Consider the following 22042-nt stretch of genomic DNA (forward strand, 5'->3'; position numbering starts at 1 on the left):
TTACTCGGCGTCGGTGAGGCTCTTGCGGGAGTCCTCTTCGAGCCGGGCATCCAGCTTGGCCTTCGAGGCCTTGGAGCTGACCAGGCTGGCGATGACCGCGATAATGATCGTTCCGACGATCACGCCGAGCGAAACGTAGGTCGGGATTTCCGGGGCCCACTCGATGTGCTTGCCGCCGTTGATGAAGGGCAGTTCGTTGACGTGCATGGCGTGCAGCACCAGCTTGACGCCGATGAAGGCCAGGATGACCGACAGCGCGTGCTTGAGGTAGATGAGCCGGCTCATCAGGCCGCCAAGCAGGAAGTACAACTGGCGCAGGCCCATCAAGGCGAAGATGTTGGCGGTGAAGACGATGAAGGCGCTCTGGGTGAGGCCGAAGATGGCCGGGATGGAGTCGACGGCGAAGAGCAGGTCGGTCATGCCGATGGTGACGAAGACGATCACCATGGGGGTGAAGACCTTCTTGCCGTTGACCTCGGTGCGGAGCTTGCCGCCGTCGAACTTCTCGGACATCGGCAGGATGCGGCGGATCCGGGCGATCAGCGGGTTTTCCTTGTCCTCCTCGTCCTCGCCCTCGTCCTGCGCCTGCTTCCATGCGGTCCAGAGCAGGAAGGCACCGAAGATGTAGAAAACCCAACTGAACTGTTCGATCACGATCGCGCCGAGCATGATGAAGATTCCACGCAGGATCAAGGCAATGATGATGCCCACCATGAGGACTTCCTGCTGGTACTTACGGGGTACCGAGAAGCGCGCCATGATGATGATGAAGACGAACAGGTTGTCGATGCTGAGGCTGTATTCCGTCACCCAGCCGGCGATGAACTGTCCGCCGTACTCCGGACCCGTGAAAAGGAACATGGCTCCGGCGAAGACGAGCGCCAGGCCGATGTAGAAGGAGACCCACAGGCCTGCTTCCTTCATGGAGGGCTCATGCGGGCGCTTCAGCACCAGGAGCAGATCGATGGTGAGGATGATTCCAAGAACGACGAAGGAGCCGATCTCGAACCAGACGGGAAGTTCGGGCACGAAGATACCTTTCGCAGGGTACGACTAAGCGGTGTAAGTCTCTCCGGCTGAGCTGCCGCACCTGGGCTGTCGCCATCAGGTGCAGATTCGCTGCCCGCTACGCCCGGCAGGGCATCTGTGCCGTGCGTGTTGACGATCGTAGCGCTTGGGATACTCCCCTACGTTTGATCCACTTTACCTCAGGCGTGCCCGGCCGACTGCATCTGGCGCAGCTCCTTCTTCAGTTCTCCGACCTCGTCGCGGAGCCGCGCCGCGAGCTCGAACTGCAGCTCGCCGGCGGCAGCGTGCATCTGCTCGGTCAACTGTTCGATCAGGCCCACCAGGTCCTCGGCAGGAGCCGCGGCAAGGCCGTCGGCACGGACCTTTGAGCCGCCCTTGCCCTTGCCGCGCGCCTTCCCCGCGCTGGCCAGCAGCTCGCGGGTGTCCGCGTCCTCCTTGGCCAGCTGGTCCGTGATGTCGGCGATCTTCTTGCGCAGCGGCTGCGGGTCGATGCCCTTTTCGGTGTTGTACGCCACCTGGATCGCGCGGCGGCGGTTGGTCTCGTCAATGGCCTGAGCCATCGAGTCGGTGATCTTGTCCGCGTACATGTGGACCTGGCCGGAGACGTTTCGGGCCGCACGGCCGATGGTCTGGATCAGCGAGGTCGCCGAGCGGAGGAAGCCCTCCTTGTCCGCGTCCAGAATGCTCACCAGCGAAACTTCGGGCAGGTCCAGGCCTTCGCGGAGCAGGTTGATGCCGACCAGCACGTCGAAGACGCCCATCCGCAGTTCACGGAGCAGCTCCACGCGGCGCAGCGTGTCGACGTCGGAGTGCAGGTACTCGACCTTCACGCCGTGGCCCAGCAGATAGTCGGTGAGGTCCTCGGCCATCCGCTTGGTCAGCGTGGTGACGAGGACGCGTTCGTTCTTGGCGGTGCGGGTGCGGATCTCGCCCAGCAGGTCGTCGATCTGGCCCTTGGTGGGCTTGACGATGACCTCGGGGTCGATCAGGCCGGTGGGCCGGATGATCTGCTGCACGAAGCCGTCCGCCTTGCCGAGCTCGTACTTGCCCGGGGTTGCCGACAGGTAGACGGTCTGGCCCACGCGCTCCTGGAACTCGTCCCATTTGAGCGGGCGGTTGTCCATGGCGGAGGGAAGCCGGAAGCCGTGGTCCACGAGGTTCCGCTTGCGGGACATGTCGCCCTCGTACATGGCGCCGATCTGCGGCACGGTGACGTGGGATTCGTCGATGACCAGCAGGAAGTCGTCCGGGAAGTAGTCGAGGAGGCAGTGCGGCGCCGTGCCGCGGGCGCGGCCGTCGATGTGCGAGGAGTAGTTCTCGATGCCGTTGCAGAACCCCATCTGCTGCATCATTTCCAGGTCGTAGGTGGTGCGCATGCGCAGCCGCTGGGCTTCGACGAGTTTGTTCTGGCTCTCGAGCACCTTGAGGCGGTCCGCGAGCTCGTCCTCGATCCGCTTGATCGCGCGGGCCATCCGTTCCGGACCGGCGACGTAGTGCGACGCGGGGAAGACGTACATTTCGGTTTCGTCCCGGATCACCTCGCCGGTCAGCGGGTGCAGGGTGTAAATGTTCTCGATCTCGTCGCCGAAGAACTCGATCCGGATCGCCAGTTCCTCGTACATCGGGATGATTTCCACGGTGTCGCCGCGGACCCGGAACGTGCCGCGGTGGAAGTCCATGTCGTTGCGGGTGTACTGCATGGAGACGAATTTCCGGAGCAGGTCGTCGCGGTTCATCTGGGCGCCCTTGCGGAGGGTCACCATGCCGGCGATGTATTCCTCCGGGGTGCCGAGGCCGTAGATGCAGGAGACGGTGGCGACCACGATCACGTCGCGCCGGGTGAGCAGGGCGTTCGTCGCGGAGTGCCGGAGCCGTTCGACTTCCTCGTTGACGGAGGAGTCCTTCTCGATGAAGGTGTCGGTCTGGGCCACGTAGGCTTCCGGCTGGTAGTAGTCGTAGTACGAGACGAAGTACTCGACCGCGTTGTTCGGCAGCAGTTCGCGGAATTCGTTGGCCAGCTGGGCGGCGAGCGTCTTGTTTTGCACCATCACCAGGGTGGGCCGCTGGACCTGCTCGATCAGCCACGCCGTCGTCGCGCTCTTGCCGGTACCGGTGGCGCCGAGAAGCACCACGTCCTTCTCGCCATTCTGGATGCGCTCGGTCAGTTCAGCGATCGCGGCCGGCTGGTCCCCGGCGGGCTTGAACTCGCTAATAACCTCGAAGGGCGCCACGACACGGTTGATTTCCTGGGCAAGGCTCATGCTACTAATCTACCGCCGCCCTCCGACAGGAAGGCCGGATTCAGCTTTGGGCGGTACCCGCCGGTCCGGAGGCGGCGTACGACGGCGGCAGCCAGCCGGTGCGGCGGGCCCACTCTTCCATCCGCGGGGCGGCGTGGCCGGTGAACCACTCCTCCTTGTCCGCCGCGTAGGCCGCGGTGGACTTGTCCACGCCGTGCCGTCGGGCCGCGCGGCGCTTTTCCGCGAGGTAGTCGGCGCGCGCCCCGGCGTCGTCGCGCAGCCAGTCGCGGAAGCACAGCGCATACCTCCAGCCGGGCGACCCCGCGGCCCGGATGTGCAGGTTCACGGCCCGGCCGGGGTCCGCGCTGCCGTGCACGCGCTTGTCCCAGTCGGCGGGGTCGGGGTGGGCGGGCTTGGGGTTGTCCGGGCCGATGCCGGGCCAGCGCGGGTAGCCTGCCGCCGCCAGCAGCGGCTCGAGGCGGTCCGCCGTCGCCAGGTCACGGACGGTGAGCTGCAGGTCCAGCACGTCCTTGGCGTCGAGTCCCGGAACCGCGGTAGAGCCGATGTGGTCCACGGCGAAGACGTCCCGGAGCGCCACTGCCAGCAGGCGGGCCGCGATCCGGGAGGCCTGGGCCGGCCAGTCCGGATTGGCCGGACTGAGCACGGGGCCGCCGGTGCGCGGGGCCACCCGGTGCTTGGTCAGGTTCTCCGCGAACGGGAGCAGCCGGCGCTGCCAGAGCCGGTCCACCGCGTCCCGCAGTTCCTCCTTGGAGCCCGAGTTGTCCAGTACGACGTCGGCCGCCGCCAGCCGGGCGTCGCGGGTGGCCTGGGCGGCCATGCGCGAGCGGGCCTCCTCGACCGTCATCTTCCGGTGCTCCACCATCCGACGTACCCGGACGTCTTCCGGAGCGTCCACCACCACGACGAGATGGAAGTGGGCGCCCTGGCCGGTCTCGACCAGGAGCGGAATATCCTGGACCACGACTGCGCCTTTCGGGGCGCCGGCCGCGAGGGCGGCGGCGCGCTCCCGGACGAGGGGGTGGATGATGCCGTTCAGCACCGCCAGGCGTTCGGGATCGCCGAAGACGAGGGCGCCCAGGCGGGCTCGGTCCAGGGCTCCGTGGGGATCCAGGATGGCGGAACTGAAGGCTTCCACCACCCGCGCCAGACCGGGTGTCCCGGGCTCGACGACCTCGCGGGCCAACGCGTCGGCGTCGACCACCACGGCGCCCAGTTCACGCAGCCGCGAGGCCACCACTGACTTCCCTGAGGCGATGCCGCCCGTCAAACCGATCTTCAGCACCCCACCAGACTAAACTGAAGCCGTGCCAATCGACGCGGTTTCTCCGAGAGACGGAGCCACCGTGTACACAACACTCGCGGCCGGCGGCAGCTTCCGGCACGAGCTGGAGATCAAACGGTCCCGCTTCATCACGGTGCTCCAGCGCACCGCCGACGAAGACAGCGCCCGGGCGCTCATCGCCGGCCTGCGACGGGAATTCCACGACGCCCGGCACCACTGCTCGGCGTTCATCCTCGGGCCGGACCGCGGCGTGCAGCGCTCCAGCGACGACGGCGAACCCTCCGGCACCGCCGGCATTCCGATGCTGGAAGCGTTGCTGAAACGCGAAACCGCCCCCGGCGTGACCGACCTGAGCGACGTGACCGCCGTCGTCGTCCGCTATTTCGGCGGGATCCTGCTCGGTGCGGGCGGACTGGTCCGGGCCTACTCCGAATCGGTGTCCGCCGCGCTGGAATTGGCGCCGCTGGTACGCCGGCAGCGGCTGCGGATCTGCGCCGTGCCGGTGCCGCACGCAGCCGCCGGGCGGCTTGAGAACGAGTTACGGGCGGCCGGCTATGTCATGGCCGGCACCAGCTATGATGCGCAGACGACGGTCCTCCGGCTGGCGTTGCCGGACGACCCGGCGGGGCTGGCGGAGGCCGCTGATCGCCTTGCGGCAATTTCGGCCGGAAGCGCCGAACTGCTGCCCGGAGAAACGGAGTGGACCGATGTTGCCATCGACTGAACCCTTGCCGGTAGTGGCGCTGGTCGACGTGACGGATCCCGTGCTGGAGCGGCTCCTGGCGGTCGCCCTGCACGAGGCCGACGCCGACGAAGTCACCCCGCCACTCGGGACCGCCGAGGGTTGGAACACCGAACGGATCAGCTGGTTCCGCGCCTACCACCGCGCGGCTGCCGCAGGGCTCGACGGCCCGGCACGGCAGAAAACCTGGGCAATCACGGCCGATGGAGAGTTGGCCGGATCCGTCCGGCTGCAGCGGGTGTCCGCTGCGGGGTCCGTGACATTCCCGCACGACGGCGGCGCCCTGGAGACCGGGATCTGGCTGGGCCGGAGCTTCCGAGGCCGCGGCATCGGCCGGGAGGCACTGCGCCTGGTCAAAGCCCAGGCCGCGGCGGCCGGCGCGGACCTGCTGGCGGCGGAAACAACCCCCGGAAATGCAGCAGCCCAGGCCTTGCTACGTTCCGCGGGTGCCGAGCTCGCGACCGACGGACAGCGGATCAGCGCGCGGTTCAAGCTGGGCTAGCCGCCGGGTGCCGGGGACGGAGTGGACAACCTCATCCCCCGCGCCCACTGGATCCGGGGATGCTGCCGGTCGTGGCCTGTCGCGGACCCTAGGACAGTGGTTGGATGAAGGGAGCCCTACGCCCGGCGACGGCATCGATGCGGGCGGACCGGGCACAGCAACGAACAAGGAGACTATGCATGGACTATCCCTTCGACCTCGCACGATTCCTCGAAGCCCAGGACTCAGGAGGTACCTACCAGCGCGCGTTGGCGGACTTGCGGGCCGGCTCCAAGCAGAGCCACTGGATGTGGTTTATTTTTCCGCAAATCACCGGGCTGGGGCAGAGCGCGACGTCCCGGAAATACGCCATCTCGTCCTTGGAGGAGGCTCGGGCCTACCTGCACCACCCGGTTCTCGGAAGCCGTCTCCTGGAGTGTTTCCGGGCGGTCGACGCCGTTAACGACCGAAGCGCCGAGCAGATCTTTGGCGGCATTGACGCACGGAAGCTGCATTCGTCGTCGACCCTTTTCCTGCGGGCGGCACCTGACGAGCCCGCGTTCCGCCAAGTCCTGGACAAGTACTTCGGCGGGGATCCGGACCAAGCCACGGACCGGATCCTCGGCACCGCGGCCTGAACATCCGCCGGCACCTTTTTCAAGGTCCGTCCTCCTTCCACGCCCCGCGTGGCGCGAGGAGCATGCCCCGCGCCCACGCCGGCCACTGGACATATCCGCACTATGTCCAGTCCCCGCCCCCAAGATTGGGCATGTCCCCACGTACCGCCGCGCAGCAGCACCCCGCTTAACCCAAAGCGGGCCCCTGCACATGGCAGGGACCCGCTTGGGTTGGCCCGGGGCGACCCGGGCCGGTGGCAATTAGTTGCCGGTCAGCTTCTCGCGCAGAGCGGCGAGGGCTTCGTCCGATGCAAGCGTGCCTGCACCGGTCTCGGCTGCAGCCGGCTCGGAGGAGTAGCTGGTGGTGCCGGAGTCGCTCTCGCCGGACGTTGCAGCGGCAGCGTCGTCGGCAGCGTGCTGGGCAACCTGCTTCTTGTGGGCTTCCCAGCGGGTCTGGGCGTCAGCGTACTGCTGCTCCCAGGCGGCGCGCTGCGTCTCGTAGCCTTCAAGCCACTCGTTGGACTCCGGATCGAAGCCCTCCGGGTACTTGTAGTTGCCCTCTTCGTCGTACTCAGCGGCCATGCCGTAGAGAGCCGGATCGAATTCGGTGGACTCGGCGTCGACGCCCTCGTTGGCCTGCTTGAGGGACAGCGAGATGCGGCGGCGTTCGAGGTCAATGTCGATGACCTTGACGAAGAGCTCGTCGCCAACGGAGACAACCTGCTCGGCCAGCTCAACGTGGCGCACGGCGAGCTCGGAGATGTGGACCAGGCCTTCGATGCCGTCTTCAACGCGGACGAACGCGCCGAACGGAACCAGCTTGGTGACCTTACCCGGAACAACCTGGCCGAGGGCGTGGGTGCGGGCGAAGGTCTGCCACGGATCTTCCTGCGTAGCCTTGAGCGACAGGGAAACGCGCTCGCGGTCCAGGTCGACCTCGAGAACCTCGACGGTGACTTCCTGGCCAACTTCGACAACCTCGGACGGGTGGTCGATGTGCTTCCAGGACAGCTCGGAAACGTGAACCAGGCCGTCTACGCCGCCCAGGTCCACGAAGGCACCGAAGTTGACGATGGAGGAAACGACGCCGGGACGAACCTGGCCCTTTTCCAGCTTGTTGAGGAACGTGGAGCGGACCTCGGACTGGGTCTGCTCGAGCCATGCACGGCGGGACAGCACAACGTTGTTGCGGTTCTTGTCCAGCTCGATGATCTTGGCTTCGATCTGCTGACCGATGTACGGAGCAAGGTCGCGCACACGGCGCATCTCGACCAGGGATGCGGGCAGGAAGCCGCGCAGGCCGATGTCGAGGATAAGACCACCCTTGACAACCTCGATGACGGTACCGGTGACGACGCCGTCTTCTTCCTTGACCTTCTCAATGTCGCCCCAGGCACGCTCGTACTGAGCACGCTTCTTGGAGAGGATCAGACGGCCTTCTTTGTCTTCCTTGGTGAGCACCAGGGCTTCGACCTGATCGCCAACGGAAACAACGTCTCCGGGGTCAACGTCGTGCTTGATGGAAAGCTCGCGGGAGGGAATGACACCTTCGGTCTTGTAACCGATGTCGAGCAGGACTTCGTCGCGGTCGACCTTGACGACGGTACCTTCGACGAGGTCTCCGTCGTTGAAGTACTTGATGGTGGCGTCGACTGCTGCGAGGAAGTCCTCAGCGGTACCGATGTCGTTAATTGCGACTACGGGGGTACCTGACTTCTCGGTTGAGGTGATGGTCATGTAGTAGGGGCTCCGTTGTGGATAGTTAGTCGGTCAGGCAAACCGTCCCACCCGCGTCGGCGACACGGGTGAAGAACACGGCAAATCAAAGGCGATCCGCCGGGTCATCCTGATTTTGTGGATTAGGTTGCGCACACGTAGTACACGCCCGTTTAGTCTAGTCGTATACGCCAACCCCGGTCAAAGCGCAACGGAGCCCGCCGTCGCCCCTCTAGAAGTGCGTCAGGCAGTGCGGTGCGCGTTCGACGGCGAGCATCAGCCGCGCCGTCAGCGCCGCCCCCGGGGTGTGTTCGGTGATCCGGCCGGCCGACAGCAGTGTCACCGGACAGACGGCGCCCAGGTAAAGGGAGCCAAGGTGCGCGACGTCCAGTGACAGGTCGGGTTCGGCGTCAGGGGACGGCGTCACCGTTGCCTCGCCGCCGCTGACCGTCAGGACGAACGTCCCGGCCGCGAAGCCGAGGCTGTCGGTGACGCGAAGCACGAGGGACCCGTCGGCGGAGTAGCGCCGCGCGGCCAGGGCTTTCTCCACGTCCAGGATCCGCAGCCAGAGCATGTCCCGGGCGTCCGAGGCATCGACACAGCGCGGGTCCGTGAGCGCCCACGGCAGCGGATCGTCAACGGGCGCCTCGTCCCAGCTCACGCGTTCGACGAGATCGATGGCGCCGAGGTATTGCCACAGCTCCAGGTAGGCGGTCCGGGTGGCGGCCACCAGGTCGACGACGTCCATTGTGTACGGGGTGCTGGACCAGCCGCCGAACTTGTAGGACACGTAGCCGTCCACAGCGCCGTCGGCGTCGTAGTGCAGCGCGACCTTGACCTTGGGGTCCTCACCGTCTTCACGGCTGATGGAACCGGAGGCGAACTGCCGGTAGAACTCGTGCCGGCCCACCGAGCCCGGCGTCTGGCGGTGCAGGCGTTCGAAGATCGCCGGAGCCAACTCAAGGAGCACCTTGGGATCAGCCACCTCGACGCTCCCGACGGGCGTGTGCTTCAGGACGAAGCGGGCACTCGTGTCGACCTTGATCGACTGTTCGGACGTGGCGACGCCGAAGCCGAACCGGCCGTAAATGGACGCTTCCGAGGCGGTCAGTGCCGCCATCGCCAGCCCCTCCTGCCGTGCCAGCCCCAGCTCCTCCGCCATCATGCGGCGCAACAGTCCGCGGCGGCGGTGCGAGGTCCGCACCGTAACGGCCGTCACGAGCCGGGTATCCAGCAGCCGGCCGTAGCCAATGTTCAGCGTCTTGGTCATCGTGCCGAAGGTTGCCACCGGCACGTCGGCGCCGAGGGCGTGCTCGGACACCGGACCGGTCTGGTAGGCGCCGGTCAGTACCCGTCCGTCCACGCGCTGCATCTCGAGGCCTTTGTCGACCCGTTCGTCGCTTCGGCGGGCGTCGTGGAAGCCGAAGGCTACGGCCCGCATCCAGGCGACCGACTCCGGATATGCCGCGTCGTCCTTGGCCGCGGGTTGGAAACGCCGGATTTCATACTGCTCTGCCACGTGCTTCTCCCCCTGGAAATTCTTGCAACTTTGAAAGAACTGAACGGCCGGCCCGGCCTAGTGCCCCGCTTCGTACCAGCTGGTGCCGATACCGATCTGGACTTCCAGCGGCACCGACAGCTGGGCCGCGGCGCCCATCTGCTCCGTCACGAGCTTCTCGACCGCCTCGCGTTCGCCGTCGGCGACCTCGAGGACCAGTTCATCATGGACCTGCAGCAGCATCCGTGATTTCAGCCCCTGCTCGGCCAGCGCGCCGGAAACGCCAAGCATGGCCCGCTTGATGATGTCCGCCGCGGATCCCTGGATCGGCGAGTTGAGCGCGATGCGTTCGGCGTTTTCACGCAGCTGGCGGTCGGTGCTGGTCAGATCCGGGAGGTATCGACGGCGGCCCTCGATGGTGGCGGTGTACCCGTCGATCCGGGCCTGGTCCACCACGCCGCGCAGGTAATCGCGGACGGCGCCGAACCGGTCGAAGTAGTCCTTCATCAGGGTCCGCGCCTCGTCGACGGAGATTTCCAGCTGCTTGGACAGGCCGAACGAGGTCAGGCCGTAAGCCAGGCCGTAGGACATCGCTTTGACCTTGGAACGCATCGCACTGGTGACCTGGTCGGTGGGCACGTGGAAGATGTTGGAACCGACGAACCGGTGCAGGTCTTCGCCGTCCTTGTAGGCCTGGATCAGTCCGGGGTCGCCCGAGAGGTGGGCCATGATGCGCATTTCGATCTGCGAGTAGTCAGCGGAGAGCAGGCATTCGTAGCCTTCGCTGACGACGAAGATGCCGCGCACGCGGCGGCCTTCCTCGCTGCGGATCGGGATGTTCTGCAGGTTGGGATTGTTGGAGGAGATCCGGCCCGTTGCCGCGACGTTCTGCGCGTAGGTGGTGTGGATCCGGCCGTCTTCCGTGACCGATTTCTTCAACGATTCCAGCATCTGGCGGAGCTTCGAGGACTCCCGGTGCGCCATCAGCTGGACCAGGAATTCATGCCCGGTCTTTTCCAGCAGGTTCTTCAGCGAGGCGGCATCCGTGGTGTACCCGGACTTGATCTTCTTCGTCTTCGGCAGGCCCAGCTCGTCGAACAGGACGGTCTGGAGCTGCTTCGGCGAGCCAAGGTTGACCTCGTGGCCGATGGCTGCGAACGCCTGTTCCTGGGCGTTGTCGATCACCTTGGCCAGGTCCGCCAGCTGCTCGTCCATGCGCTGCATGTCGATGGCGATCCCCGCCAGTTCCATGTCGGCGAGGACGCGGCTGACGGGCAGCTCAAGGGTAGTGAGCAGCTCCTGCGCCCCGCGCTCCTTCAGCTCGGTTTCGAAGTAGCGGCTCAGGGCCTGGACGACGGCGGCGACATGGACCAGCGCGCCGGCGGCGGCAGCGTCGTCGCCGTCGAACGCCAGCTCCAGCTGACCCGCCTTCGCTTCCTCCTTGGAGACGGTGAGGTTCAGGTGGTGCTGGGCCAGCTCGGCGAGCTCGTAGCTGCGGCGGTCGGGCTGGATGAGGTAGCCGGAGATGGAGGTGTCATCCACCACGCCGTCCAGTTCCATGCCGCGGGCGGACAGCGCCTTGAGCGCGCCCTTGAACCCGTGCATGACCTTGGCGGCCGAGGGGTCGCGGAGCCAGGTGGCGAGGACGTTCTCGGTTTCGGCGTCCTGGCTGGTGAGGTCCAGGTAGACGGCGGACTCGCCGTGGACGATCGCGACGGCGGCCGCGTCCTCGCCGATGCGGCCGGGGACCAGGTCCACCGCGACGGCGGCGCGGTTGCCTTCCGCACCGGCCAGGAACGCGCTGAGCTCGGCTGCCGTGGCGGGAACAGTGTATTCCGGGGTGGCCAGTGTCTCGCGTTCTGCCTCGGTGACCTCGCTGCCGTAGAGGGCGAAGAGCCTGGTGCGGATGGTCTTGAATTCGAGCGTGTCGAAGAGTTCCTCGAGCGCGGCCTGGTCTGGCTTGGGATCGGCCAGGTCCTCCAGTGTGACGGGCAGTTCCAGGTCGGTCCGCAACCGGTTGAGCTTGCGGTTGCGCTTTACGGCGTCGACATTCTCGCGAAGGGCATCGCCGACCTTGCCGCCGATCGAGTCGATGTTCTCCAGTACACCCTCGAGGCCGCCGTAGAGGTTGATCCATTTGGCCGCGGTCTTGGGCCCGACGCCGGGGACGCCGGGAAGGTTGTCGGCCGTTTCGCCCACCAGGGCGGCGAGGTCCGAGTACTGGGCCGGCGACACGAAGTACTTTTCCTGGATGGCGTCCGCGTCCATGCGGGGAATGTCGCTCACGCCCTTCTTGGGGTAGAGCACGAAGACGTTGTCGGTGATGAGCTGGAAGGCATCGCGGTCACCGGAGACCAGGAGCACCTCGAAGCCGGCCGCTTCGCCCTGGGCGGCGAGGGTGGCCAGGATGTCATCCGCCTCCCAGCCCGGGAGCTTGATGGTCTTGATACCCCAGGCGCCCATGACCTTGTCGATCAGGTCGATCTGGCCGCTCATTTCCCGCGGCGTCTCGTTGCGTCCGCCCTTGTAGCCGTCGTACTCGGCCTTGCGGTGGGTGGTGTCGTCGGAGACGTCGAACGCCACAGCCACGTGGGTGGGCTTCTGCGCCTTGATCAGGTTGATCAGCATGGAGGTGAAACCATGCACGGCGTTGGTGTGCTGGCCGGTGGCGGTGGAGAACTTGTCCGCGGGCAGCGCGAAGAAGGCCCGGAAGGCCATGGAGTGCCCGTCGAGCACAAGGAGGCGGGGCTGGTCCGTGATCGGGATGACGGGAGCCTCGGTGGCGGAGACCTCGGGCGTGCTGCGCCGCGGCTTCTTCGCCTTTTCGGCAACAAGCACGGAACCGCCGGCCGACGCAGCAGTGTCTGTCATTCCTGTCGCAGTGCCTGCGGCGGCTTCGGTGGTGCCTGCGGCAGAAGGGGCGGGGGCCGGTTTGGTAGTTTCGCTCACAGGTGCCAGCCTAGTTCCCATGATCGACAATTTCACGCCCGCCCCGTTCGCCGCCGAACTTGAGGCCGCCGGTGTTCCCGCGGAACTGCACGACTGGTTGGGCCAGATGGGTGTAGGCGCCCTCGTGGTGAAGATGGGGATCCACTTCCTCGAGTTGAGCCCGGAGCGCACGGTCGCGACCATGCCCGTAGAGGGCAACACGCAGGTCGCCGGGATCCTGCACGGCGGCGCGCACGTGGTGCTGGCCGAAACCCTCGGCTCCTTCGCTGCCGCCATGCATGCGGGACCGGGCCGCCAAGCCCTGGGGATCGACGTCGGCGCGACGCACCACCGCTCGATCTCCTCCGGCACCGTGACGGGGACCTGCACGGCCATCCACCTGGGCCGGACCCTCACGACGCACGAAATCATCATGACCGACGAGCAGGGCCGGCGGCTTTCCACTGCGCGGATCACCAACCTGCTTCGCGACGTTAGCGAGTAGCGAGCCCGGCGTCCCTCGGCCGGCCGCCGGGCTGGCGGCGGTCTGACGTCCGTCAGCCGCGGCCGCTGAGGCGGTAGCGGAGTTCGACGATGCCGCGGCCCATGGTCCGCGATGAGAGCAGCTCGAGTGGCGCCGTCGGGCCGGACAGCGGAAGCAGCGGCTTCCCGCCGCCCAGCACAATGGGGATGACCGAGAGGATCAGTTCGTCCAGCAGCCCGGCGTCGACGAACTGGGCGGCCAGGACTCCCCCGCCTACCACCCAGACATTCTTTCCCGCGGCGGCGTCCGTCAAGTCCCCGGCGAATTCGGCCACGGGTCCCCGGACGTAGGTGATGTCCGTGCCCGCGGGGGCGGACAGTTCGTGGTGCGTGAAGATCCAGCACGGGATGCCCGGGTATGGCCAGCCGCTCTCGTGTTGCCGGAGCCAGGCGTAGGTGTCCCCGCCCATCACGATGCAGCCGACGTCGGCCATGAACGCGTCGTAGCTCTCCTTGCCGCCGGCGAAGCCGTCGAACTGGAGCAGCCAGTCGAGGTTGTCGTCCGCGGTGGCGATGAAGCCATCCAGGGAGGCCGCTACGAAGTACTGGAAGCCGGGCATGTGCCCAGCGTAGCCACCGCAGGGGGCTTTTCCCAGAGGCCAAGCGGGCGGCGCGGCGGGGGCCGCCGCCGTCGGCTACTTGGTGAAGTACGGAATGATCAGGTACAGCCCGAAGAGCACCGCGACGCCGCAGAGGCCGAAGCACACGTAGGAAAGCGGCCGGATCCAGCCGGGCTGGGTGGTGCGGGCATCCCCTGCGATGGCGGTGAGCCGCACGCCCAGGGCATACAGGACCACGACGGTCACAGCGGAGACGAGGGTGGCCCCCGCTACCAGGACGAGTTCAAGCCACTTCATTACCGGCCACCCTTGGAGTTGTTGGTACGGCTGACCGCAGCCGCTTTCTTCTTCGCGAACCGGATGGCCTGGCCGGCCTCTTCGACCTCGACGGCGTTGTGGTGGCCGACGTGGGACTTCCGGGAAGCAACGAACATGTAGACCACGGCTGCCGTCCCGGCGACGGCGGCGATAACGAACCCGACCGTGCCGGTGTGCACCAGCAGGGCGGTCAGGGCGCCGACGATTCCGGCGGCCGGGAGGGTGAAGAGCCAGCCTACGACGATCTTCCCTGCAGTGCCCCAGCGCACGGTGGTGCCGCGGCGACCCATGCCCGAGCCAATGACGGAGCCGGAGGCCACGTGGGTGGTGGACAGGGCAAAGCCGAGGTGCGAGGAGGCCAGGATGGCCGCGGCGGTGCTGGTCTCCGCGGCGAAGCCCTGGGCGGGCTTGACGTCGGTGAGGCCCGAGCCCATGGTCCGGATGATCCGCCAGCCGCCGGAGTAGGTGCCGACCGCGATGGCCAGGGCGCAGGCCGCAATGACCCAGAGCTGCGGACCCGAACCGGGGGCCTGGCTACCGGCCGAGATCAGCACCAGAGTGATGATGCCCATGGTCTTCTGCGCATCATTCGTACCGTGCGCGAGGGCCACCAGGCTGGAGGTGAAGATCTGCCCGGTGCGGAAACCGCCACGCTTCTGCGTGAGCTTGCTGCCGGTCTCCGGGTCGTGCCGTGCCGTCAGCGCGTAGGCGAGCCGGGTGCAGACGTAGGCCACGGCGGCGGCGATGACCGGCGCGAAGACGGCGGGCAGGAGGACCTTCTGGAGCACCGAGGTGAAGTTCACCGAGTGCAGGCCGATGCCGGCGATGGCCGCACCGATCAGGCCGCCGAAGAGGGCGTGCGAGGAACTGGAAGGCAGGCCTTTGAGCCAGGTGATCATGTTCCAGAGAATCGCGCCCATCAGGCCGGCGAAGATGATGTCCGGGGTGATTTGGACGCCGTCGGAGCCTTCCCGGATGATGCCGCCGGAAACCGTCTTGGCCACCTCGGTGGAAAGAAACGCGCCCACCAGGTTCAGCACTGCCGCGAGAGCGACGGCGGTCTTCGGCTTGATGGCACCGGTCGCGATGGGCGTCGCCATCGCGTTGGCGGTGTCGTGGAATCCGTTCGTGAAGTCAAAGAAAAGCGCCAGCGCTATTACCAGCGCCACCATTACGGTGATTTCCACCTGTTGCCCAATCTGCAGAGTCGACGGTCAGCAGTTTCATTCCCCGTGGCGGCCTTGCTTCTCACTGTTCACCCGCCGTCAAGCCGGGAGCACCGGTGCGGTTCACCAAAGCTGTCCTGAAACCCTATAGATCGTACGTGCCAATGAGTGCAGGGCAAAACATCGGGGTTTGGCCCGGCTGCGGGGCCGGTGGCGCGGACCGCGCGGTCAGCCATGCGCGCCGCGGCCCGGGCCCGCGTCGAGCACCCCGGCGATCCTGCCTTCGAGTTCGGCCAGGGTCGCATCCGGCAGCACAATCAGCCCGTCCAGTTCACGGCGGGCCCGTTTGTACGCGGACTGCCGTTCGGCCGGGGTGGCCGCCGAGTCGGAGGCGATCCGCAGCAGTTTGCGGGCCGTCGCGAGCCGTTCGCGCTCGGGACCGGTGAAGTTGCTGTCCCTGATCCGGAGGGCTTCGCGCTCGGCGACGTCGAAGGCCAGCTCGAAGCCGCGCACGGCGGCGCGGTATTCCGCCAGCCGGGGCGCCGTCGTGATCTGCCCGGCGTCGGAGGGACGGAGGCCGTCGGCCTCGCGTTTGGCGCGGAGGAAGGCCACGGTGAGCGGCTCACGAACGTCGGTCATGACCGGAAAGTCAATGAGTTTGCCCACGTCCAGTTCGTAGTCCAGCCAGCGGCGGTTGACCGCGTCGTGGGCGTCGATGAGGGCTTGTACTTCGGCGCGGCCGGCCAGCTCCAGGTCCGCCTGTTGGTTCCTGAGCCGGTACAACTCGACTTTCCGGCGGTGCCGGCGTTCTGCGGCTTTACTCCAGGAGCGTGCCCAGTTGGCCAGCAGGGCGCTCAGCGGGAAGACCAGCCACCAGTTGTGGCCGAAGAAATTGAACAGGGAATCCACGGCATCATCCTCCCACCGGCGCCGGGCAGCGGAAAGCCCCCTCCGAAGAGGGGGCTCACGCGGTAAGCGGCAGCCCGGGCCGCTCAGTCCTCGTGCTTGACCTTGTGCACCCGGGTCACCACGGTGGGGCACGGCACGTTCAGCAACACGGCATGGGCTGTGGAACCGAGTACCAGCCGGGAAAAGCCTCCGCGGCCGCGGCTGCCGACCACCAGCAGCCGTGCCTCGCGGGCAATGTCGACGAGGGCCTTCGCCGGCTCGGTGTCGGTTTCGAGCCGCTGGTGGACGACGAGGTCGGGGTATTTGTCCCCGAGGCCGGCGACCGATTCAGCCAGCACAATCCGGTCTTCTTCGACGATCGTCTCCGCCAGTCCGCTTTCGGGGAGCTGGTGCTCCACCCAGCGGGCAGGGCTGCGGAACGCCAGGACCACGGTTAGTTCGTCCCCGCCCCGGTCGGCTTCGGCTGCGGCGAACGCCACGGCCTGGAGCGATTCCTCAGATCCGTCCACGCCGACCACCACGCCGTGGCCGCCGGCGGCGCGCTGGGCCGGGATGACGGCGACAGGGCTGTCCGAGGCTGTCACGATCTGGAGGGCGCGGTCCGTCATTGGGCCGCCGTCCATCCAGTGCTTGTCGTGGCCGCCGACGACGACCATGGACGCTTCCTTGGACACTTCCCGCAGCGCCGATCCGGGGCTTCCGTGCCGCAACTGGATATCAACGTCCACGTCGGGGGCATGGTTTTTCGCGTTGGCCTTGGCCTTCTCCAGCAGCTCCATCCCGGATTCGCGGATCAGCTCGTGGTACTGGAAGTCCGGCGACATCCAACGGTCGTCCACGGCGTGGACGCAGACCACGGCGAGTTTCTGCCGGGCAGCGCGCTCCAGCGCCCACGTCAGCGCGGCCTCGCTGCCCGCCGAACCGTTGATGCCGACGACGATTGGTTTACTCATGCTGAATCCTGCTCTTTTCCATAGCGTGAACGTTGACGTGACCTCTACGGTGGTCCCGGCAGCGCACCCTTCTGTGACCACTGCTGAGACCGCTGCATAGGCCGTTGCTTAGCGGCCGCTGCACCTTGGCATGACTCGCCGGCAGCCCCGGGGCTCTGCCGACAATTCAGTGTGACCCGGCCCCCGGCGCCCGGTTAGGGCCTTAAGCCCCACAACATCCGCCTAGAAGCCGGTCGGTTCGGTCTCGAATTCGGGCTCCCGGGGCGGCCCCTCGTGGTGCACCGGGCGCAGCGCGTCGGTGTGCTCAAGCCAGATCAGTGCGTCGTAGCGCTCCCCCATCCGGGTCGGGACGTAGTTCCCTTGCTCCCGTTCCGGGTGGTAGACCACGCCGATCGCGCGGTGGCCCAGCCAGGTCGCAAGCCATGGTCCGGTCCGGTCGTCGCCGAACTCCAGCACCGCGGGCACGCCCAGGGCCTCGTGCAGGAAATCCTCGTGGCTGCCCGGTCGCGCCGGGGGCACGGGCATGATCCGCTCCGGCGTCCCCCAGGAGTCGGCGGCGATGACCGCACCGCGGTGCGCGGCGAAGCCCACGAGCAGGACACCGTCGAGGGCGTGCCGCTCCCGCAGCAGCTGGCCGACGTTGACCAGGCCGTCCTGCGCCATGTCCGTGGCACGCGCATCGCCCACGTGGGTGTTGTGCTCCCAGATGATGCCCTTGGAGGCTGCGCCCAGGTGCCTGCTCAACCGGTCAATGGTGTCTGCCATGTGGTGGTCCCGGACGTTCCAGGACTGTCGGTCGCCGCGGACCATGATCCGGTAGTAGTGTTCGGCGTTCGCGGCGACCTCGGCGTTTTGGACGGCGTCGAACGCTTCCTCATCGTGGTCTCCCGGGGTGAACACGCGGCTCCGTACTTCGCTGAGCAGTGCCACGACGTCGGCCTCGCAGGAGTTGGGGACCAGCCGGGTGCTCCACGCGTACTGGTGCGGGTCCTCGTGGTGCGGCAGGAAGCACTGCCAGGCGCGCATCGCGGCGGGAACGGCGTCGGGCAGGTGCTCCTCGAGCCAGGCGATGATCTCGCGCAGCGAGTCCCAGAGCGAGTACACGTCCAGGCCGTAAAACCCGACCCGTTCGGGCAGCGGGCGGCGCGAGTTCCAGGTGCGCAGCCAGTCCAGGAAGCCGGCCACTTCCTCGTTCGCCCACATCCAGGTGGGCCAGCGCTGGAAACCGGCGAGGAGCGCATGGACGCCCTGGTCCTGCCCGTGCTGTCCGCGCACCCACTGGTTGATCCGCCAGCAGTCGGGCCAATCCCCTTCCACGCCGATCCAGGTGTAACCCTGCTCCTCGATCAGCCGGCGGCTAAGCGTGGCCCGCCAGGTGTAGAACTCGTGGGTGCCGTGCGAGGCTTCCCCGATCGCCGTGAACCGGCACCCGGCGGCCCGCCGCACCAGCCCGTCAAGGTCCCGTTCGGTGCGGAGGGGACGCGCAAGGGAATGGATCTCGCCCAGGACGGACGACTTGGTGACGCTGCCCGGGTTCACCGCGGGTCCCCAATCTCGATCCGCTCCAGGTGCTCCGGGACCCTGGCCCGCCACCCCAGTTCGCGTTTGATCCGGACCCGCAGCGCGTCCGAGGAGTCGGGCTCGCCGTGCGTGATGTACGTCATCCGCGGCTCCTGCGGCGCGGCCCGCATCCAGTTGATCAGCCCGTCTGTGTCGGCGTGCGCGGACAGGTTCTCCATCTGGATGACTTCGGCCCGGATCTTGACGTCCTCGCCGTAGATCCGGACCTCGCGCTCGCCCGCGGCCAGCGCCGCGCCGCGGGTGCCCCCGGCCTGGTAGCCGCTGAGAATGAGGGCGTTCTTGGGGTCCGGGCCGTAGGCCGCGAGGTGGTGCAGGATCCTGCCGCCGGTGAGCATCCCGCTGGCGGAGATGATGATCATTGGCCCGCCGCGCAAGTTCAGCAGCTTGGAGTCGTCCACGCTGCGGGTGAGCTTGGCGAGGCTGTACATGTTCTTGTATTCGTCCCGGGTGAGCCGGTGTTCCTCGGGGTGCCGCTGATACATGTCGGAGGCGTCGATCGCCATCGGGCTGTTGAGGTACACCGGAATGTCCGGGATGGCGTTCCTGCGCCGGAGCCGGGACAGGTACAGCATGAGCGTCTCGGCCCGTCCGACGGCGAACGCGGCAAACATCACCACCCCGCCGCGTTTGGCGACGCGCGTGATGATCTCCCCAAGCTGCTGCTCCGGATCCAGCGTGGAGTGCTTGCGGTTGCCGTAGGTGGACTCCGTGACAAGCACGTCGACGGCGCCCAGCGGTCGCGGCGGGAACATGAACGGATCATCGGAGCGGCCTAGGTCGCCGGTGAAGTGCACCGACTGGGAGCCGAACCTGACGTGCACCTGCGCCGCGCCCAGGATGTGACCGGCAGGCACGAAGGTCATTTCCATGCCGCCGCCAAGATCCAGCGGATCGTCGAAGTCGCGGATCTTGAAGCTGTTCAGCGACTTGACCGCATCCGCTGTGGTGTACAGCGGCAGCGCCGGGCTGTGCCGGGTGGAGCCGCGGTGCGTCGCGTAACGCGCCTCCTCCTCCTGCAGGTAGCCGCTGTCCGGCAGGATCAGCTTGCAGAGCTCGGTGGTCCCGTCGGTGGCATAGACCGGCCCGGCGAAGCCGTCCCGAACCAGCGCCGGGACGTAGCCGGTGTGGTCCAGGTGCGCGTGCGTGAGGACGACGGCGTCGATCGAGCGGGGCGGCACCGGGAACGGCAGGCGGTTGCGTTCGCGGCTGCGCTTGTAGCCCTGGAACAGCCCGCAGTCGACCAGAACCCGGCGGCCGCCGGCTTCGAGCATGTAGCGGGAGCCGGTCACGGTGTCAGTTGCACCGAAAAACCGGAGGGTCGGCTGCTCGTGTTTCATGGTGCTTCCGTTCCCGAGTCCGTCAACCCCACCTTCCGCGCAATCCCGGCCCCCACCTAGGGCCGAAAGTCACGAGCACCCGGCGGCTGGGAGCCACGGCTGGTCCGGCCTGCCTGAGCCGCCCCGGTAGGCTTTTTCCGGCAGGCTCTCCGGGCAGGCCTTCGGGCGGGGAACACAAACCGGACTCCGCCAACCCAGTGGCAAGGACTACGCATGAACAAGAAACCGCTCCCAGCTGCCCCGGTTCCCGGCCTGCCCTGGGCGGACCGTCCGTGGACCAGGCACTACAGCCCGGGCGTACCCGCCGACCTCAAGCTCCCCAAGGGTTCCCTCGTGGACCTGATGGAGGCCTCCGTCCGGCGCTTCGGAGCCAAGACGGCGCTCGAGTTCTTCGGGGCGACCACCAGCTACCGGGAACTCGGGACGCAGATCAGCCGGGCGGCCGCCGGGCTGAAGAAACTCGGTGTGAAGGCCGGTGACCGGGTTGCCCTGGTCCTGCCGAACTGCCCGCAGCACGTGATCGCCTTCCACGCGGCGCTGCGGCTCGGCGCCGTCGTGGTGGAGCACAACCCGCTCTACACGGACCGTGAACTGCGGCACCAGTTCGAGGACCACGGCGCCGCCGTCGCCATCGTCTGGGACAAGGCGGTGGACCGGGTGCTGCAGCTGCCGGCCGACGTCGGGCTGCGCAGCGTCGTCTCAGTCGGGCTGATCCCCGCGATGCCGCTGGCCAAGYGGCTCGCGCTGCGGCTGCCGCTCCCGGCGGCCCGCAAGGCACGGGCCGCCCTGGCCGCCGGCAAACCCGCGCCCCGGGTGCACAACGGCGTGCGGCGGTCTGTCCTGCCGTGGGACGACCTCCTCAAGGCCGGCGAGCTCAAGAAGCGGTACCCGCGCCCCGCACCGGAGGACCTCGCGGTGCTGCAGTACACCAGCGGCACCACCGGTGAACCGAAGGGCGCCATGCTCACGCATGCGAACCTCCAGGCCAACGCCGCCCAGGGGCGGGCTTGGGTCCCCGGCCTCAAGGACGGGCGCGAAACCGTGTACGCCGTGCTGCCCATGTTCCACGCCTACGGACTGACCCTGTGCATGACCTTTGCGCTGAGCATTGGCGCGCGGCTGGTGCTCTTCCCCAAGTTCGACGTCGACCTGGTGCTCAAGGCGTACCGGAAGTCCCCGGCCACCTTCCTGCCCGCCGTCCCGCCGATCTATGAACGGATCGCGGCCGGAGCGGCACGGCAGGGCATCAGCCTCAAGGGAATCCGGTTCTCTATTTCCGGGGCGATGAACCTTCCGGTGGCGACCGTGGAGACGTGGGAAAAGGCTACCGGCGGCTACCTGATCGAAGGGTACGGGCTGACGGAGACCTCGCCGATCTCGATCGGCAACCCGTTCGGCCCCAGCCGCAAGCCGGGCACAGTGGGAGTCCCGTTCCCGCTCACCGACATCCGCGTGGTGGACCCGCAGAACGTCAGGATCGACCGCGCCCCGGGCGAGGCGGGCGAGCTGCTGATCCGTGGACCCCAGGTCTTCGCCGGCTATTGGAACCGGCCGCAGGAGACAGAGGAGGCCCTGCTGGAGGGCGGCTGGTTCCGCACCGGCGACATCGTCTCGGTAGATAAGGACCACTTCGTCACTATCCGGGACCGGATCAAGGAACTGATCATCACCGGCGGCTTCAACGTCTCGCCAACCGAGGTGGAGGACGTCCTCGCCGAGTTCCCCGGCGTCGCGGAGGTCTCAGTGGTTGGGCTGCCCAGGCCAGGCGGCGGGGAGGACGTGGTGGCCGCCGTCGTGCCCGCCGCGGGGAGCCGCCTCGACACGGGGGCACTCCTGGACTTCGCGCGCGGGCACCTGGCGGCCTACAAGGTTCCCCGGCGCGTGGAGGTACTGGACGTTCTGCCGCGCTCGCTGATCGGCAAGGTCCTGCGCCGGGAGATCCGGGACAGGCTGGTGGCCGGCCGTTAGGGCGGGTACTTCCCGGCGGGAAGTACCCGCCGGTGGCGGAGGCGGCCCAGCTGCCGGGTCGCTGGGAACCCGGCAGCCAGCGGTCCCATCTCAGGCGTCCTGGTCGCGGCCCCTGGCAGTTGTGCCGCGGCGGACGGTGGCGGTCGGTGACCG

Annotated in this window: 18 protein-coding genes; 5 read left to right on the forward strand and 13 right to left on the reverse strand. The window is 67.4% G+C overall.

Annotation, left to right across the window (positions count from 1 at the left end; all coding sequences use genetic code 11):
- From AC1DK9_RS07295 to coaE, 3 genes are all read right to left on the reverse strand, one after another.
- Window positions 1–1029 carry a TerC family protein gene (locus AC1DK9_RS07295; protein WP_476915462.1) on the reverse strand — a complete coding sequence of 343 codons (1029 nt, stop codon included), beginning with the start codon at window positions 1027–1029 and terminating at the stop codon, window positions 1–3.
- Window positions 1030–1208: 179 nt separating this feature from the next.
- A complete protein-coding gene (gene uvrB / locus AC1DK9_RS07300; protein ID WP_476860766.1) occupies window positions 1209–3290 on the reverse strand; it encodes an excinuclease ABC subunit UvrB in 2082 nt (693 codons plus the stop codon).
- 40 nt (window positions 3291–3330) lie between these two features.
- Window positions 3331–4572 (reverse strand): dephospho-CoA kinase, encoded by a 1242-nt coding sequence (gene coaE / locus AC1DK9_RS07305; protein ID WP_476915463.1) that lies wholly within the window; start codon window positions 4570–4572, stop codon window positions 3331–3333.
- A 61-nt stretch (window positions 4573–4633) separates the two neighbouring features.
- Between coaE and AC1DK9_RS07310 the strand changes: the two genes are divergently transcribed.
- The 3 genes from AC1DK9_RS07310 to AC1DK9_RS07320 all read left to right on the forward strand — a co-directional run bounded on the left by AC1DK9_RS07310 (window position 4634) and on the right by AC1DK9_RS07320 (window position 6433).
- Window positions 4634–5296 carry an IMPACT family protein gene (locus AC1DK9_RS07310; RefSeq protein WP_476915464.1) on the forward strand — a complete coding sequence of 221 codons (663 nt, stop codon included), beginning with the start codon at window positions 4634–4636 and terminating at the stop codon, window positions 5294–5296.
- Window positions 5280–5816 carry a GNAT family N-acetyltransferase gene (locus AC1DK9_RS07315; RefSeq protein ID WP_476915465.1) on the forward strand — a complete coding sequence of 179 codons (537 nt, stop codon included), beginning with the start codon at window positions 5280–5282 and terminating at the stop codon, window positions 5814–5816. Before AC1DK9_RS07310 ends, AC1DK9_RS07315 begins: the two co-directional genes overlap by 17 nt.
- A 179-nt stretch (window positions 5817–5995) precedes the next feature.
- A complete protein-coding gene (locus tag AC1DK9_RS07320) occupies window positions 5996–6433 on the forward strand; it encodes a DUF1810 domain-containing protein (protein WP_476915466.1) in 438 nt (145 codons plus the stop codon).
- A 240-nt stretch (window positions 6434–6673) separates the two neighbouring features.
- Here AC1DK9_RS07320 and rpsA read toward each other — a convergent pair whose 3' ends face one another.
- The 3 genes from rpsA to polA form a co-directional block, all read right to left on the reverse strand.
- Window positions 6674–8149, reverse strand: coding sequence for a 30S ribosomal protein S1 (rpsA, locus tag AC1DK9_RS07325; RefSeq protein ID WP_175323298.1), 1476 nt, complete (start codon window positions 8147–8149; stop codon window positions 6674–6676).
- A gap of 211 nt (window positions 8150–8360) precedes the next feature.
- The gene (locus tag AC1DK9_RS07330) at window positions 8361–9647 is read right to left on the reverse strand and encodes a GNAT family N-acetyltransferase (protein WP_476915467.1); all 1287 of its coding nucleotides are present in this window, start codon (window positions 9645–9647) and stop codon (window positions 8361–8363) included.
- 57 nt (window positions 9648–9704) lie between these two features.
- Window positions 9705–12344, reverse strand: coding sequence for a DNA polymerase I (gene polA, locus AC1DK9_RS07335; RefSeq protein WP_476915631.1), 2640 nt, complete (start codon window positions 12342–12344; stop codon window positions 9705–9707).
- A gap of 250 nt (window positions 12345–12594) precedes the next feature.
- Here polA and AC1DK9_RS07340 point away from each other — a divergent pair, with 250 nt between their 5' ends.
- Window positions 12595–13059, forward strand: coding sequence for a hotdog fold thioesterase (locus AC1DK9_RS07340; protein WP_476915468.1), 465 nt, complete (start codon window positions 12595–12597; stop codon window positions 13057–13059).
- Window positions 13060–13111: 52 nt separating this feature from the next.
- On the opposite strand, the gene AC1DK9_RS07345 is transcribed toward AC1DK9_RS07340, so the two are convergent.
- From AC1DK9_RS07345 to AC1DK9_RS07375, 7 genes are all read right to left on the reverse strand, one after another.
- Window positions 13112–13657, reverse strand: coding sequence for a dihydrofolate reductase family protein (locus AC1DK9_RS07345; RefSeq protein ID WP_476860773.1), 546 nt, complete (start codon window positions 13655–13657; stop codon window positions 13112–13114).
- A gap of 75 nt (window positions 13658–13732) precedes the next feature.
- Window positions 13733–13954, reverse strand: a complete 222-nt coding sequence (locus tag AC1DK9_RS07350; RefSeq protein ID WP_476860774.1) for a hypothetical protein — start codon at window positions 13952–13954, stop codon at window positions 13733–13735.
- Window positions 13954–15162, reverse strand: a complete 1209-nt coding sequence (locus AC1DK9_RS07355; protein ID WP_476860775.1) for an inorganic phosphate transporter — start codon at window positions 15160–15162, stop codon at window positions 13954–13956. Before AC1DK9_RS07355 ends, AC1DK9_RS07350 begins: the two co-directional genes overlap by 1 nt.
- 207 nt (window positions 15163–15369) lie before the next feature.
- Window positions 15370–16050, reverse strand: a complete 681-nt coding sequence (locus tag AC1DK9_RS07360; RefSeq protein WP_476860776.1) for a hypothetical protein — start codon at window positions 16048–16050, stop codon at window positions 15370–15372.
- Between the two features lie 83 nt (window positions 16051–16133).
- The gene (locus AC1DK9_RS07365) at window positions 16134–17003 is read right to left on the reverse strand and encodes a universal stress protein (RefSeq protein ID WP_476915469.1); all 870 of its coding nucleotides are present in this window, start codon (window positions 17001–17003) and stop codon (window positions 16134–16136) included.
- Window positions 17004–17225: 222 nt separating this feature from the next.
- The gene (locus AC1DK9_RS07370; protein WP_476860778.1) at window positions 17226–18542 is read right to left on the reverse strand and encodes an erythromycin esterase family protein; all 1317 of its coding nucleotides are present in this window, start codon (window positions 18540–18542) and stop codon (window positions 17226–17228) included.
- Window positions 18539–19921: an MBL fold metallo-hydrolase RNA specificity domain-containing protein gene (locus tag AC1DK9_RS07375; RefSeq protein ID WP_476915470.1), complete on the reverse strand. Its 1383-nt coding sequence runs from the start codon at window positions 19919–19921 to the stop codon at window positions 18539–18541. The genes AC1DK9_RS07370 and AC1DK9_RS07375 overlap by 4 nt, the downstream gene beginning before the upstream one ends.
- Window positions 19922–20134: 213 nt before the next feature.
- Here AC1DK9_RS07375 and AC1DK9_RS07380 point away from each other — a divergent pair, with 213 nt between their 5' ends.
- Complete coding sequence (locus AC1DK9_RS07380; protein ID WP_476915471.1) at window positions 20135–21889, forward strand: long-chain-fatty-acid--CoA ligase; 1755 nt, start codon at window positions 20135–20137, stop codon at window positions 21887–21889.
- The last annotated feature ends 153 nt before the right edge of the window (window positions 21890–22042 follow it).

Source organism: Arthrobacter sp. 01T414, assembly GCF_056398965.1.

Coding starts and splice junctions, on each gene's coding strand:
- uvrB (WP_476860766.1), bottom strand. CDS start 3,290: ATGAGCCTTGCCCAGGAAATCAACCGTGTCGTGGCGCCCTTCGAGGTT.
- AC1DK9_RS07315 (WP_476915465.1), top strand. CDS start 5,280: ATGTTGCCATCGACTGAACCCTTGCCGGTAGTGGCGCTGGTCGACGTG.
- AC1DK9_RS07320 (WP_476915466.1), top strand. CDS start 5,996: ATGGACTATCCCTTCGACCTCGCACGATTCCTCGAAGCCCAGGACTCA.
- rpsA (WP_175323298.1), bottom strand. CDS start 8,149: ATGACCATCACCTCAACCGAGAAGTCAGGTACCCCCGTAGTCGCAATT.
- polA (WP_476915631.1), bottom strand. CDS start 12,344: ATGGCCTTCCGGGCCTTCTTCGCGCTGCCCGCGGACAAGTTCTCCACC.
- AC1DK9_RS07340 (WP_476915468.1), top strand. CDS start 12,595: ATGATCGACAATTTCACGCCCGCCCCGTTCGCCGCCGAACTTGAGGCC.
- AC1DK9_RS07345 (WP_476860773.1), bottom strand. CDS start 13,657: ATGCCCGGCTTCCAGTACTTCGTAGCGGCCTCCCTGGATGGCTTCATC.
- AC1DK9_RS07350 (WP_476860774.1), bottom strand. CDS start 13,954: ATGAAGTGGCTTGAACTCGTCCTGGTAGCGGGGGCCACCCTCGTCTCC.
- AC1DK9_RS07365 (WP_476915469.1), bottom strand. CDS start 17,003: ATGAGTAAACCAATCGTCGTCGGCATCAACGGTTCGGCGGGCAGCGAG.
- AC1DK9_RS07375 (WP_476915470.1), bottom strand. CDS start 19,921: ATGAAACACGAGCAGCCGACCCTCCGGTTTTTCGGTGCAACTGACACC.